The organism is Halpernia sp. GG3, assembly GCF_052976925.2.
In genome coordinates, this window is the sequence record NZ_JBRIIR020000002.1 from 1 (window position 1) to 13,868 (window position 13,868).

The window sequence follows — 13,868 nt, forward strand, 5'->3', positions numbered from 1 at the left end:
AACGATCTCTTTATGGAAATCGATGTACCAAAAAAAGATGGTTGCAAGAAAAAATACTATTAAAAATACGGTCAGAAAAATTATTGTAAAATTTAATATTTTACTCATTTTCACTTTATTTTCCTTTGATTTTTCTAAAACTTTAAACATAATTATAAGACTAAAATTGTTTGAAACTTTCTTCCATTTCCACACTGACGCCGTCCATTTCACCTTTCATTGGCGGATTTGTTTTGGTCAGTTTTACTTTTATAAAAGAGATTTGCGTGAAAGTATTTTTTAAATTTTTAATTATTCTCCCGATTGCATGTTCTAATAGTTGCGATGGAATTGCCATTTCAAAATGAAGAATATCATTGATTTCTGCATAATTAATGGTGTCTTTTAAATCATCAGATTCTGCGGCTTTTTCTAAATCTGCATGAATTTCTAGATTTAAAATATAGTAAGTTCCCAGAATTTTTTCTTCGGGCAAAACGCCGTGATAAGCGTAGATTTTTAGGTTTTCGAAGATTATTTTTGAATTATTCAACTGGTACTAAATCTTTGTTTATTATTTTTAAATCTGGACTTAAGTTTGGAAAAACTTTTTTTAATAAATTTCTATTTTCTTTTGTTGTTCCAACAAACTTCCAAACTTTACCATTATCGTTAGAGATTGCGATCATTGTATTTTCCTCTAGAAGTTTTCCATTTTTTGTTCTAACTACTATTTTTTGAATAACCGCTGCTTGCAATTCTCCTTTATATTTAATAATTTTTATTGGCGGTTCATAATTGTATTTTTCAAAAATAAAACCTTGCTTTTTATATTCTGCAAATGAATTCGTGAAATTTTTTATTGCATTTTGCTTTCCGCCAAGATATTTAATTAATTGTGGATGGAGGAAATTAACGGCATTTTTCACATCGTAATTTTCATTAAACTTTCCCATTTGATTAACTTGCGTCATCAAGTTCTCTTCTGAAGTGGAATTTTGGCTGAAACAAAAATTTGAAAATATAATTAAGATAAATATAATTTTATTTTTCATCTTACTTTATACTTTTACTCATTTCCAACATGGCTTCAATCGGTTTTAAGGCTTTTAAACGCAATTCTTCGTCCATCATGATCTCTGGCAATTCATATTTCATGCAGAGATAAAGTTTTTCTAAAGTGTTTCTTTTCATGTGAAAACACTCGCTGCAATTGCAACTTTCGTCAAAAACTAAAGCGGGAATTAATTCTTTATGCGGCGCACGTTTTCTCATTTCGTGTAAAATGCCTTCTTCAGTCGCCACAATAAATTTCTGTGAATCATCTTTTTCCACATAATTTAAAAGGGCAGAAGTGGAACCGATAAAATGCGCGAGATCTAAAACCGCAGTTTCAGATTCTGGATGCGCAATCAGTTTTGCATCAGGATTTTCTGCCATTTGTTTTGCAATTCTTTCCATAGAAAAAGCCTCGTGAACGATGCAACTTCCGTCCCACAAAATCATGTCGCGACCGGTTTTTTTCATTAAATATTTGCCTAAATTTTTATCCGGCGCAAAAATCAGCGGTCGGTCTTTTGGCAAAGATTCTATAATAACTTCTGCGTTGGAACTCGTCACAATAATGTCAGATTCTGCCTTTGTTTCTGCGTTGCAATTGATGTAAGTCGCGACCAAAGCATTTGGATGTTTTTTACGCATTTCACGTAAACCTTCTCCGCTACAACCATCTGCCAGAGAACAACCAGCCTGTAAATCGGGCAAAACCACTTTCTTGGTTGGATTGAGAATTTTTGCGGCTTCCGCCATAAAATGAACGCCACAAAAAACGATCATATCGGCGTCAGTATCTTTTGCTTCACGCGCTAATTGCAATGAATCACCTAAAAAATCTGCAATATCCTGAATATCTGCAGTCTGGTAATAATGTGCCAAAATAATGGCGTTTTTTTCCTTTTTTAAATCTAAAATGGCTTGAACCAATGCTTCACCTTTCGGAATTTCAAACTCTTTAAATTTCAAAAATCCGTGAATGGGAAGCGTCACTTTTGCTTGTTCTAATGAATTTTCCATACTTAATTAAATCCTTCAATAATTTTAGAAAAATCGTCAATTTTTAGAGCCGCGCCACCTATTAAACCACCATCAACATCGGGCATTGAGAAAATTTCTTTCGCGTTATCTGGTTTCACAGAGCCGCCATATAAAATCGAAATTTCATCTGCAACATCCTTTCCATATTTTTCTGCAATTAAATTTCTGATAAAAGCGTGAACTTCCTGCGCTTGTTCTGCAGTTGCCGTTTCGCCAGTTCCAATTGCCCAAACTGGTTCGTAAGCAATGATTACTTTTTTGATTTCTTCCGCGGACAAAGTAAATAAAGCAGTTTTTGTCTGGTTTTCTATAACTTCCAGATAATCGCCGCCTTTTCTTTTTTCTAAATTTTCGCCGTTACAATAAATAGGCGTTAAATTTTTATCCATTAAATTTTTAATTTTCACATTGGCGCGAGCGTCGGTTTCGCCGTGATAAAGTCTGCGTTCAGAATGTGCAACTAAACTTCCTTTAACACCGATAGAATTCAACATGTCAACCGAAATTTCACCAGTATAAGCGCCTGATTCGAATTCTGAAATATCTTGAGAAAAAACGCCAATTTGGTTATCCTCAAAAACATCTTTTGCCATTGTGAGATACAAACTTGGCGGCGCAATGTAAATTTCACAGTTTGGTTTATTGTTTTTTTTATATTCTAAAAGTTGCAACATTAACAGTTGTGCTTCAGAATAATTCAAATTCATTTTCCAGTTTCCGGCAACAATATTTTTTCTCATGATTTTAGTTTAATTTCCAGATTTTTTTCATTAATAAATAATAGTGATGCTCTTCTTCAGTTACTTCATCATCAGCTTTAATTAATGTTTTCGCAAATTTTAAAAAGTCTTTGCGTTCTTCTTTTGAGGAATCTTCATTAAAACAATTGGCGTGAAATGTAAAATGTTTTTCCCACTCTTCCGCATGAAGTGTTGCGATGACATCCAATTCATTATCCAAATCCATTTTAAATGGAAATTCATTGGCTAAATATGCCTGAATTAAAAGGCCTTCTTCAGCTGAAAATTCATTATCGACAGACGATAAAATCATTAGTAAGTGATAACCCGCGATTGATTTATTAGATTTTTGCATAGTGTAATTTTATTTTTTTAAATAATCTTCCGCAGAAGATTTTGCGGTAATTTTTCCGTGTTGTAAAGTTAAGATAAATGGATTACTTCTCGCAATCGTTTTAATTGCTGTTCCGTCCATTAGGGCATTTTTAATAGTTTTAAAGGTGTTTTGCGAAGTAGAAACTCCTAAAATAAGCGCATCTTTATTACTTTTCATTTTCTTAATTACTGCTTCCAGGTTTTCAGTTTTCATTTCTGAAGTATTGTAAGAGAAAATTAAAATAGCATTCGGGGCATTCAATATTTCGTCCGTAAGAACGCTTCCGTTTTCATCTTCAATTTTAAATTTTGAAATTTCGGAAACGTAACCTTGTTTAACCACTTCTGAATGGGTTTTGTCAGATTGGATTTCCCAATCTTTATTTTCCCAATAATTTTTTGAAATATAATCGTCTTGATTTACTTTTAAAATCTCGCCGGTTTTTTTATTTGTTAATGTGTAAAAAGTTTTAAATATTGCCGGATCTGCTGTAATTTTCGCTTGTTCTGCTTTAAGATCTGTTCCAATTTTATAATCTCTAAAATCAATTAAAGGTTCATGTTTTACACCAAAATAAATATTAAATAAGAAATCCAAAATCAAAATTACCAAAATTGAATATCTTAAAGTTTTTGCGGAAACATCTTCGAGATTTTTGCGGTACAAATAATATATAACACAAAGTAAAACCAGTAAAATAATATCTTTCCCAAAACTTTGCCACGGGGTAAATTTAATAGCATCACCAAAACAACCGCAATCTGTCACAACTTTAAAATAAGCGGAATAGAAGGTTAAAAATGCAAAGAAAATACAAAGTAAAATGAGCAAATTAAGCGTCAATTTTAATTTAATTTTTAAAACCAACATCACTCCTAAAATCAATTCTAAAAGCACCATAAAAATTGAAAGTGGTAACGCTAATTTTTCTAAAAACGGTATATTAAAAACCGAAGCCGAAAAATATTCCTCCATTTTAAAGGAAAAGCCAACAACGTCAACAGATTTTACAAAACCCGAAGCGATGAAAACTAAACCGACAAGAATTCGTAAAATATTTTTAAACATACTTTTAAATAAATTTTGTTTCAACCGATTTATCTTCTTCAGAAAATTTAATTAAACAAAAAACTGCGTAATTTAAAATATCGAAATAATTAGCGTCTAAACCTTCTGAAACAATTGTTTTCCCATTGTTATCTTCAATTTGTTTTGTTCGCAATACTTTTTGATAGATTAAATCTGTGATAGAAGAAATTCGCATTTCGCGCCAGGCTTCGCCATAATCATGGTTTTTTTTCTGCATTAATTCTGTTGCTTCTTTTGCGTAGAAATCATAAAGTTTTAAAATTTCTGCTGGATTTTCATCCAAAACTTCACTAAAACCTTTCTCTAATTGAATTAAACCAATAACAGAATAATTAACGATCGCAATAAATTCACTTTCCTCGCTTTCATCAATCATTTGAACGTCTGTCATTTGCAATGTTCTGATTCTGTTTACTTTAATGTAAATTTGATCTGTAATTGAACTTGGTCGCAAAACACGCCATGCCGCACCATAATCGGAAAGTTTTTTTTCAAAAAGTTCGCGACAATTATTGATGATTTCTGAGAATTGTGATTTGGTATTTAGCATAAAAATTCTTGATGCTTCAAATATAGTGAAAATTTGAAATTTTAGAAGTTGTAAAGTCGTTTAGTTGTAAAGTTGGATACCGAAAAACTATAATTTAATTCTTAATTTTGAAAAATGATTTCAGACTTTCAAAAACCTTTTCATTCCATCAATTGCAACGGAAAATTAATAGATTTAAATCGCCCAAAAATAATGGGAATTTTAAATCTGACGCCAGATTCTTTTTCAGACGGCGGACGATTTTTTGAGGAAAAATCTGCTTTAAAGCAAGTAGAAAAAATGATTTCTGATGGCGCCCATTTTATTGATATTGGCGCCCAATCTACACGACCGAAAGCAGAATTTCTTTCAGCGAAAACTGAAATTGATAGATTGAGAAATATTATTTCAACTATTAAAAAAGAGTTTCCAACGATTATAATTTCATTGGATACTTTTTATTCAGATGTTGTAAATTTTGGTTTTAATGAGGGAATTGATTTGGTTAATGATATTTCTGCGGGACAATATGATTCAAAACTTTTAGAAACTGTCGGGAAATTGAAGTTGCCCTACGTTTTAATGCACAATCACGCGGAATATTCTAAAATGCATGAAAAAATTAAGCACGAAGATTTGATTTTGGCTTTAAATTATTTCTTTTCAGAGAAAATTTTAGAATTGCAATATCATGAAATTACGGATTATATTTTAGATCCGGGTTTTGGTTTTGGGAAAACGGCAAAACAACAATTTCAATTAATTGATGAATTACAATATTTGAATTTTGGCAAAAATCCTTTGTTGATTGGGATTTCACGAAAATCTTTTATTTATAAATCTTTAAATAAATCGCCGTTGGAAATAAATGATGAAACCCAGAAATTACATCTGACATGTCTGCAAAAAGGGGCCAAAATTCTGCGTGTTCATGATGTTTCAGAAGCTAAAAAAACGGTAAAATTATTCGAAGAAAATTAAGTAAGATTTGCGATTTTCTCAGCATATTCGTGGGAAAATCTTTTTTGATCAGTTTTTAGCTGCTCAACATCTTTTGGCAAAAGATATTCAAATAACAGTTGATCATCATTATCCGAAAATAGTAATAATTTTTCTTCGCCATCGATCATCTGCGAAAAAATATCCCACATCGATTCTCCTTTTAATTTTAAAAGTTCAAAAAAAGGTGCGGCTTTTATTTCTATATTTTTCATTAATCTAAATTATGGTGTAAAATTAATTTAAAATTTGTTTCAGTGCGGCAGAAACTTCATCAGCTTTATTCAATACCATTAAATGACTTCCATTTTTTATCTCAAAATCAGGTGTAGAAACTTTCACTGGTAAAAGATGATCGTTACTTCCATGAATTCTGAATAAGTTTTCTGGAACTTTCACATTTTTCCAATTCAAGATTTCATTTATCGCCCAAACTACAAAATCTAAATCTGTATCTCGCAAAACTTCCTTAAGTAAATTTTTATCTTCTCTTTTTTTTACTCCAAAAAGCCAATAAATAAAAAAGTTTGATTTTTTATAAAGTTGACACGGGATCAATGTATTTAAATTTAAATAAGCGGCGAATTGATATAGTTTCGGAATTTCAAATTTATCTTTTGCACTGGAAATTAATATAATTTTTTCAGTTTTGATTATTTTTGAAATTTCTACCGCCATCATTCCGCCTAAAGATAAACCAATAATGATTGGGTTTTCTTGGTTAATTTGAGGTAATAAGCGGGACGCATAATCTGAAATAGTCTCATTCTTTTCGGGTGAAATCCATTTAATATATACAGTTTCAAAATTGTGAAAATTGAGTCGCTGAAACATTCTTTCATCTGTGCCAAGACCGCTGATCAAAAACAATTTTTTAGACAAGATTTTTTTTTTAGAAATTTAAAATTACATATTAAATAAATAAAAAATGCAAGAACAATTTTAAAAATTAAAAACCAAGCGCTTTCAATTTTAATTGAATAGCAAAATTTTCTTTAAAGACAGAAGTTTGATAATAACCAACCCGGTAGAAAACACCTAAATTAAATTGCGAAGAAAGGAAATTATTCCATTCAAAACCTACTTCCTGATAAAGATGGTTTAATGGTTTAAAATCAAAATTCTGGTATTCCGGATGTTTCATATCTCCTGTAATACCTCTATAAATAACATCAAAACTGGAAACATTTTTACCAAAACTTTTAAAATACCAGGGAATTCTGTGTGTGAAATAATAGCCAACGAATTTATCATTATAATATTTTCCGCCTTCCATCGTCGCAAAACCAAGGTAACTACTCAAATTAAAATGAGAAAGTAAACCTGTAATTTCGTGAGGTCCCAAACCATTCATTTGAAATTGATGCCAAACTGGAGTATCTGCGGTACTATAACCCCCAAATAAACGAAGTCCTGTAACGCCTAATCTTGATTTGAAAGTGTCATTAAACATTGCATCAATACGGCTATATTGTAAATCTCCACCCAACGTTTTAAATCCTTGCTCATAATTTAAATAAAGTTCAGGATAATTTTGATCATATGTATATTTACCTGAAGGCGTCATGATGTTTTTAGAATTTGGGGAGAATTTTAGCGTTACTAAAGTAGCAACATTGTCGAATTTATTACCTAACCCTCTAAAATCATAAAGAAATCTGGATTCTTCCTGGTCTTTTTTGGCTGAAACATTTAAAGTGATGCCGTTTGTTAAATCGTTTTCATAAGAAACTTTAAAACCTTTAAAAGCATAAAAACGATCATTTTTTAGATCTACACCAGAATTGCTAAGTCTCATGCGAAAGTTCCATTGATTTTCACTAAATCTTCCGGCGGCCAATACATCATTATAATATTCCGCACGAAAAAATGAGTTTTTTTGAAGTGTTGTTTTGAAATCAACACCGAGACCATATTTAAAACCTCTGTCTTTAAAACCATAGGCAACATAACCATCTGGCGAAATGTATCTATTAAATTTTTCATTTAATTTTACACCAACACCTAATCTTAGCCCCTCATACTGATCATAGCCGAGAAATCTAGTAGCATCAAAATCAACTTCACCGACTCTCAGTTTTCCTTTCAACAAATTTGCAAAAGCACTAGCTTTTTGATCAATGTGGTATTTTTTGCCAACACTGTCTATTTTTACGTACGTGTTTTTTTCTCTATCTGTTAATGGTTCGCTGCGGTATTTTGCGAGAGAAGTTCCATCTGCTTTTTCCACATTCATAGTGTATCCGCTAAAATTTTTAGATTTATCATCTATGGGTGTTTTAATGTCGAAATAATTGGAATTTACATAAACGTAATTTCCAAATTTTTTCTTTTTCTTATCTTTTTTATCTTTCGAATTGTTTTCATCAAAAGTTATATCTCCGGCTCTCAATTTTAAATTTTCTTTATCTAAAAACCATTTGTTATCGTACGGTTTCCAAATAGAAGTGATACTGCCATCGCTTGCGATTTTACTGTTACTTTCTATCTTCTTTAAGGCATAGGAATCTTTGTCGATGTAAAGATAACCGTTGAACTTTCGTTTCATTCTGGCCACTTTATAATCCACTTGACGAAATCTAATGACATAGTTTTCCCTTCCCTCGATCTCAATTGAATCTGTTAAAAAGTAACGGTATAGATCTCTGTTCTCCTTGCTAATTTCTTTTGGGATCTTTCTTAAATTTGAGCGAAGGGTCATCATTTCATATACAGGCTGTTTTAAACCTGACACACGATTATCTAAAACATTTATTTTATCACCATATTTCTGCGAAAAAAGATGTTCCTGAACGCGTTCCCACAAGAAAAATTTGCTGCTTCTAATCAACTTAGATACATCAACGCTTTGTATCGAATCTTTCATTTTCTTTTTTGAAAGTTTTTCCTGCGGTGTGTTTTGTAAAGAGTCATTTCTTTGCGCCACATATTCTTTATAATTGGCAAGACTGTCAATATTAATGTCAAAGGCTATTTTATCGTATGACTTAAAGCTATATGAATCTAAACTTTGTGGTGAATTATCTTTGTATTTTGAGTTAACGATATCCAGTATTTTTAAAGCGCGGGGATCACTTTTATCACTTAAAACGATACCTTCAATATTTTTTATATCCTTAGCTTCTTTGGCTAATTCTACTTCCATTTTAGAATCTACAACGACTTCGTCTTCATTATAGCCTTTGGCAAAAACCTTTACTTTAGCACATTTAGATTTAAATTTTAAATTCCCGGAAACATCAGTATAGCCTAAAATCACATTATTACAACTGACTTTTGCACCCGAAATTGCAGTTCGGTTTCCCGCAGATAAAACGCTTAATTGAGATTGAGAAAATAGAAAAGAAGAAAATAGAGAGAGGAAAAAAACAGAGATATTTTTCATAAAATATTTTAAACAAATTTATACTTATAATTGAAATTTTTTCGGTACTTCAACTTAAGAAAGGGGTTTACAAAAATTGCACCCTTTTTTACTATTTCTGCGGAATTATTTTAAATATTCAAAGCTAATTGATAGGCGCTTTCCAAGCCTTCTAAATTTTTACCGCCTGCAGTTGCAAAACCTGGATTTCCACCGCCGCCACCCAGTATTTCTATAGCTAATTTTTTAATAATATTTCCTGCAGGATATCTACTTTCTAAATCGGCTGAAACGCCAACGGTAATCATTGGTTTTCCCTGAGAATCAGACAAAATAATAGTAATTGAGTTTGAGATTTCTTTTTTTAATTGAAATACCAGATCTTTGACAGAACCTGAATCCAAAGAAGTTTTTTTCACCAAAAGCATTTTCCCATCTTTATCTAAATAATTATTTTTCCAGTCGGAAACTTCGTTGTTTGCTTTTTCTTTATTTAAAGAATCGATTTCTGATTTCAAATTTGAGTTTTCTTCCAATAATTTTTCAACTGATTTTTTCAAATCTTTTGATTTTAAAATTTCGGAAAGTTCTTTTATTTCAGTTTCTAAATTTTTAAAATAGTCGCTGCTTTTCTCTCCAGAAATCGCTTCAATTCGACGAATTCCCGCGGCAGCCGAAGTTTCCTGCTGAATTTTAAAATGACCGATTTCGCCCGTATTTTTTACGTGCGTTCCGCCACATAATTCTTTCGAACTTCCAAACTGAATTAAACGAACATCATCGCCATACTTTTCCCCAAAAAGTGCCATCGCCCCTTTTTCCATCGCTTCTGCAATTGGAATATTTCTAAACTCTTGAAGTGCTAAATTTTCTTTAATTTTTTGGTTTACTTTATTTTCTACCAAAACCAAATCTTCTTCATTTATTTTTCCAAAATGAGAGAAATCAAAACGCAAATAATTTGGACTAACAAATGACCCTTTTTGTTCCACATGGGTTCCTAAAACATCTCTCAAGGCTTCATGTAAAAGGTGTGTCGCAGAATGATTCGCTTGAGAATTTTGGCGATCATCATTTTTAATTTTAGCAAAAAATAGTGCGCCTGCGTCTTTTGGCAGATCTTTAATTAAAGAAATATTGAGATTATTTTCTTTTTTAGTTTCTAAAATTTCAATAATTTCCGGATTATTTTCAATGTTAAAAAGGTTTGGATTTGAAATATCAAAATCTTGCGCATAAGAAGGAATCAGAAAACCTTTATCGCCAACTTGTCCGCCACCTTCAGGATAAAAAGGTGTTTTCGCTAAAACGATTTGGTAAAAAACGCCGTCTTTATTTTCTATTTTTCTAAATCTATTGATAAAAGTTTCAGATTCAGATTGGTCATAACCAACAAATTCTTGTGCTTTATCTTCTAAAATTTCCCAGTCGTAAACTTTTTGCGCAGAAGACTTTTTAGAACGTGTTTTCTGATTTAGCATTTCTTCATCAAAGGCTTTTTCATCGATACTTAAACCGTTTTCTTCGGCAATAATCCGAGACAGATCTGCAGGAAAACCGAACGTGTCATATAATTCAAAAACCTGATTTCCTGGAAGTACTTTTTCGTTTTTAGAAATCGTTTCTGTGATAATATGATCAAGTCGAAATAATCCCGTTTCAATGGTTTTTAAGAAAGAATTTTCTTCTTCTTTGATTACTTCGGTAATTAACTTTTCTTGTTTAATTAATTCAGGGAAAAAGCCGCCCATTTCATTTTTTAAAACAGCAACCAATTCAAAAAGAAAAGCTTCTTTCATATTCAAAAAACGGTAAGAATAAGAAATCGCACGTCTTAAAATTCTTCTGATTACATAACCTGCGCCATTATTTGACGGTAATTGTCCGTCTGCAATTGCGAAAGAAACCGCACGAATATGATCTACTAAAACGCGGATCGCGATATCTTTTTCATTTTCTAAAATTCCAGTATATTTTGTGCCGGAAAGTTCTTCAACTTTTGCAATTAAAGGCGTGAAAACATCGGTGTCGTAATTTGAAGTTTTTCCCTGTAAAGCCATACAAAGACGTTCAAAACCCATTCCTGTATCGACATGTTTGTTGGGTAATTTTTCTAAACTTCCGTCTGCTTTTCGGTTAAATTCCATGAAAACTAGGTTCCAAACTTCCACCACTTGCGGATGGTCATTATTTACCAGATCTAATCCGGAAACTTTTGCTTTTTCTTCGGCAGTTCTTAAATCAATGTGAATTTCTGAGCAAGGTCCACAAGGTCCGGATTCGCCCATTTCCCAGAAATTATCTTTTTTATTTCCGTTGATTATTCGGTCTTCGGAAATGTGTTTTTTCCAGTAATCAAAGGCTTCGTTGTCTCTTTCTAAATTTTCTTTGGCGTCACCTTCGAAAACGGTAACGTATAAATTTTCTTTCGGGATTTTATAAACTTCAGTCAATAATTCCCACGCAAAATCAATGGCTTCTTTTTTAAAATAATCGCCGAAAGACCAGTTTCCCAGCATTTCAAACATCGTATGGTGATAAGTATCCCGACCAACATCATCCAGATCATTGTGTTTCCCGGAAACGCGCAAACATTTTTGAGTGTCCGCAATTCTGGGCGAACTTGGCGTTTTGTAGCCTAAAAAATAATCTTTAAACTGCGTCATTCCCGAATTGGAAAACATCAAAGTGGGATCGTCTTTTAAAACAATCGGCGCGGATGGCACGATCTGATGCTGTTTGCTCTTAAAATAATCTAAAAATTGCTGGCGGATTTCTTGTGAAGTCATGATGGTTCTCGGTTGTCAGGAATTATGTTCTTAATAAACCACAAATTTATGAAATTTTTGGAAGAAATTTTTGACGAAATAAATCAAAAAAAATCCGCAAAATTAACTTTGCGGATTTTAAAAATATAATTTAAGATAAATTTAAATCATTTACCAATCTCTCTTTTTCAAAATTAAATATGAACCTGCAATAAAAATTATTGACCAAACGATACAAGCAATTAATGCTCCTGTAGGATAATGAAACTCGTATTGCAAACCAATTTGTTGTGCCAATTTTGTTCTGGTAAATGGTGCTTCAATCAATTTTGACATACTGCTTAACGGCAGATCATCTGAAATGAAATTATGATCCACCATTGCTTTCATAGCTTCTTTGCCTTTTAATCCTCTTAAAGTGATAAAGCTTTCCAATCCTTTTGCAATTCCTTCTATAAACCAGATTACAAAAAAAGACAGGAAAACAAAAATCGATTTCCGTAGTAAAATAGAAAGAAACATTAAAAACGAAAAGAAAGTAAAAAGTTTTAGAAAATAATTTCCAATAAAGAATATCTCTTTAAAAACCATGGCGTTATCTTGGTTATCAGAGTAAGTTTTGCCCAAATAAAGCGTAATTAAAAAAACCAAAACTGTAGATATGAGGGAAAATAAAACGATTGTAGAAAGTTTAGAAATTACAAATTCTTTCCTACTAAGACCATCAATTATGTTTTGCTTAAACATTCTGTTTGAGAATTCCTGACAGATTGAAAATATGATGATACAGCCCAAAAATATTTTAAGTAAACCAATGATGTATGTTGTAAAATTCCAGATTCCAGGAAAATTATAGATGCCTTGTTCTTTTAGATTGATTTTATTTCCAAAGAGATCGAAATCAACTAAACCGACAAAAAGTAATAGGATTACAATTGAAAAATATAGAATTGTAAAGACTTTGAAAGGCTTGTAATTGTAGTTTTTCAGCCATTCGATTTTTAATAATCTGTTCATATTATTTTTTTACAAGTTCTAAAAATTGAGTTTCAAGACTTTCTTTTTTCTTCACTAAATGAGAAAGAAAAATGTCTTTTTGTACTAATATTTGGTTTAAATCTTTTGCTGCAATATCTTCTGAAATCTGCGCAACTATTAAATTATCTTTCATTTTTACGGATGAAAATAAATTTAAATCAGTTAAGGTTTGTACTAAATTTTCAGAATTCTCAGCCTTAAGTTCAAAAAAACCTTTGCTATTACTCATTCCTTCTACACTACCAGAATAGAGAGAAGTTCCATTTTTTAACACAATCACGTGGCTGCAGATTTTTTCAATTTCATCCAGTAAATGGCTTGCGATAATAATAGTAGTGCCGGTTTTCGCAATATTTGAAATAATTTCGCGTATTTGAATAATTCCTTCCGGATCTAAACCGTTTGTAGGTTCATCCAAAATTAAAACCTGAGGTGAATTTAGCAAGGCAGAACCTATTGCCAATCTTTGTTTCATGCCCAAAGAATAGGTTTTAAAAGGATCTCTTTTTCGGTCTAACAAGCCCACGATTTCTAACACTTCATCAATTTTCGAAAAAGGCACATTTTTAATTTCTGCAACAATTTTTAAATTTTTTTCTGCACTTAAATACGGATAAAAGTTTGGCTGCTCTATAATTGCACCAATTTTTTTTAATGTTTCCGTAGTTGTTCCTTTTTCTCCAAACCAAAACCAATCGCCCGAAGTGGGATTTATGGTGGTTAATAACATACCGAAAGTAGTAGATTTCCCGCTGCCGTTTGGCCCGAGCAACCCGTAAACATTGCCTTTTTCTACATCAAATGAAATGTTATTCACCGCAATATGTTTAAATTTTTTCGTGAGATTTTTCACAGAAAGTACATTCTCCATATATTATTATTTACGTATTTA

Annotated in this window: 14 protein-coding genes; 1 reads left to right on the forward strand and 13 read right to left on the reverse strand. The window is 31.8% G+C overall.

From position 1 onward, the window contains the following. Nucleotides 1-160: 160 nt before the first annotated feature. Genes folB through ACVBED_RS00040 form a run of 7 tightly spaced genes read right to left on the reverse strand, consistent with a single transcriptional unit; the run spans nt 161 to nt 4,828 of the window. Nucleotides 161-532 (reverse strand): dihydroneopterin aldolase, encoded by a 372-nt coding sequence (gene folB, locus ACVBED_RS00010; RefSeq protein WP_447119925.1) that lies wholly within the window; start codon nt 530-532, stop codon nt 161-163. After that, entirely contained in the window at nt 525-1,034 is a 510-nt protein-coding gene (locus ACVBED_RS00015; RefSeq protein WP_473094280.1) for a hypothetical protein, read from the reverse strand. Before ACVBED_RS00015 ends, folB begins: the two co-directional genes overlap by 8 nt. Before the next feature lies 1 nt (nt 1,035). Further along, nucleotides 1,036-2,052 (reverse strand): quinolinate synthase NadA, encoded by a 1,017-nt coding sequence (gene nadA / locus ACVBED_RS00020; RefSeq protein WP_447119927.1) that lies wholly within the window; start codon nt 2,050-2,052, stop codon nt 1,036-1,038. Between the two features lie 2 nt (nt 2,053-2,054). Next, nucleotides 2,055-2,813 (reverse strand): triose-phosphate isomerase, encoded by a 759-nt coding sequence (gene tpiA / locus ACVBED_RS00025; RefSeq protein ID WP_447119928.1) that lies wholly within the window; start codon nt 2,811-2,813, stop codon nt 2,055-2,057. A 4-nt stretch (nt 2,814-2,817) separates the two neighbouring features. Then, nucleotides 2,818-3,168, reverse strand: a complete 351-nt coding sequence (locus tag ACVBED_RS00030) for a tellurite resistance TerB family protein (RefSeq protein WP_447119929.1) — start codon at nt 3,166-3,168, stop codon at nt 2,818-2,820. 9 nt (nt 3,169-3,177) lie between these two features. Continuing rightward, nucleotides 3,178-4,257 carry a BT_3928 family protein gene (locus ACVBED_RS00035; protein ID WP_447119930.1) on the reverse strand — a complete coding sequence of 360 codons (1,080 nt, stop codon included), beginning with the start codon at nt 4,255-4,257 and terminating at the stop codon, nt 3,178-3,180. A 4-nt stretch (nt 4,258-4,261) separates the two neighbouring features. Then, nucleotides 4,262-4,828 (reverse strand): DUF1599 domain-containing protein, encoded by a 567-nt coding sequence (locus ACVBED_RS00040; protein ID WP_447119931.1) that lies wholly within the window; start codon nt 4,826-4,828, stop codon nt 4,262-4,264. Between the two features lie 114 nt (nt 4,829-4,942). Here ACVBED_RS00040 and folP point away from each other — a divergent pair, with 114 nt between their 5' ends. Next, nucleotides 4,943-5,788, forward strand: a complete 846-nt coding sequence (folP, locus tag ACVBED_RS00045) for a dihydropteroate synthase (RefSeq protein ID WP_473094281.1) — start codon at nt 4,943-4,945, stop codon at nt 5,786-5,788. Here the strand turns inward: folP and ACVBED_RS00050 are convergent. The 6 genes from ACVBED_RS00050 to ACVBED_RS00075 all read right to left on the reverse strand — a co-directional run bounded on the left by ACVBED_RS00050 (nt 5,785) and on the right by ACVBED_RS00075 (nt 13,847). Further along, nucleotides 5,785-6,021, reverse strand: coding sequence for a hypothetical protein (locus tag ACVBED_RS00050; RefSeq protein WP_447119932.1), 237 nt, complete (start codon nt 6,019-6,021; stop codon nt 5,785-5,787). The two genes, folP and ACVBED_RS00050, sit on opposite strands and share 4 nt — an antisense overlap. Nucleotides 6,022-6,043: 22 nt before the next feature. After that, nucleotides 6,044-6,688, reverse strand: coding sequence for an alpha/beta hydrolase (locus ACVBED_RS00055; RefSeq protein WP_473094282.1), 645 nt, complete (start codon nt 6,686-6,688; stop codon nt 6,044-6,046). A 67-nt stretch (nt 6,689-6,755) separates the two neighbouring features. Further along, nucleotides 6,756-9,191 (reverse strand): hypothetical protein, encoded by a 2,436-nt coding sequence (locus ACVBED_RS00060; protein WP_447119934.1) that lies wholly within the window; start codon nt 9,189-9,191, stop codon nt 6,756-6,758. A 110-nt stretch (nt 9,192-9,301) separates the two neighbouring features. Further along, a complete protein-coding gene (gene alaS / locus ACVBED_RS00065) occupies nt 9,302-11,959 on the reverse strand; it encodes an alanine--tRNA ligase (protein WP_447119935.1) in 2,658 nt (885 codons plus the stop codon). Between the two features lie 150 nt (nt 11,960-12,109). Next, complete coding sequence (locus tag ACVBED_RS00070; protein ID WP_447119936.1) at nt 12,110-12,955, reverse strand: ABC transporter permease; 846 nt, start codon at nt 12,953-12,955, stop codon at nt 12,110-12,112. A 1-nt stretch (nt 12,956) separates the two neighbouring features. Beyond that, entirely contained in the window at nt 12,957-13,847 is an 891-nt protein-coding gene (locus tag ACVBED_RS00075) for an ABC transporter ATP-binding protein (RefSeq protein WP_447119937.1), read from the reverse strand. Nucleotides 13,848-13,868 lie beyond the last annotated feature (21 nt).

Bases quoted from the DNA above. Each gene is read 5' to 3' on its own strand.
- ACVBED_RS00015 (WP_473094280.1), bottom strand. From the start codon at position 1,034: ATGAAAAATAAAATTATATTTATCTTAATTATATTTTCAAATTTTTGT.
- ACVBED_RS00040 (WP_447119931.1), bottom strand. From the start codon at position 4,828: ATGCTAAATACCAAATCACAATTCTCAGAAATCATCAATAATTGTCGC.
- ACVBED_RS00035 (WP_447119930.1), bottom strand. From the start codon at position 4,257: ATGTTTAAAAATATTTTACGAATTCTTGTCGGTTTAGTTTTCATCGCT.
- alaS (WP_447119935.1), bottom strand. From the start codon at position 11,959: ATGACTTCACAAGAAATCCGCCAGCAATTTTTAGATTATTTTAAGAGC.
- nadA (WP_447119927.1), bottom strand. From the start codon at position 2,052: ATGGAAAATTCATTAGAACAAGCAAAAGTGACGCTTCCCATTCACGGA.
- ACVBED_RS00050 (WP_447119932.1), bottom strand. From the start codon at position 6,021: ATGAAAAATATAGAAATAAAAGCCGCACCTTTTTTTGAACTTTTAAAA.
- ACVBED_RS00030 (WP_447119929.1), bottom strand. From the start codon at position 3,168: ATGCAAAAATCTAATAAATCAATCGCGGGTTATCACTTACTAATGATT.
- ACVBED_RS00060 (WP_447119934.1), bottom strand. From the start codon at position 9,191: ATGAAAAATATCTCTGTTTTTTTCCTCTCTCTATTTTCTTCTTTTCTA.
- folP (WP_473094281.1), top strand. From the start codon at position 4,943: ATGATTTCAGACTTTCAAAAACCTTTTCATTCCATCAATTGCAACGGA.
- tpiA (WP_447119928.1), bottom strand. From the start codon at position 2,813: ATGAGAAAAAATATTGTTGCCGGAAACTGGAAAATGAATTTGAATTAT.
- ACVBED_RS00070 (WP_447119936.1), bottom strand. From the start codon at position 12,955: ATGAACAGATTATTAAAAATCGAATGGCTGAAAAACTACAATTACAAG.
- ACVBED_RS00075 (WP_447119937.1), bottom strand. From the start codon at position 13,847: ATGGAGAATGTACTTTCTGTGAAAAATCTCACGAAAAAATTTAAACAT.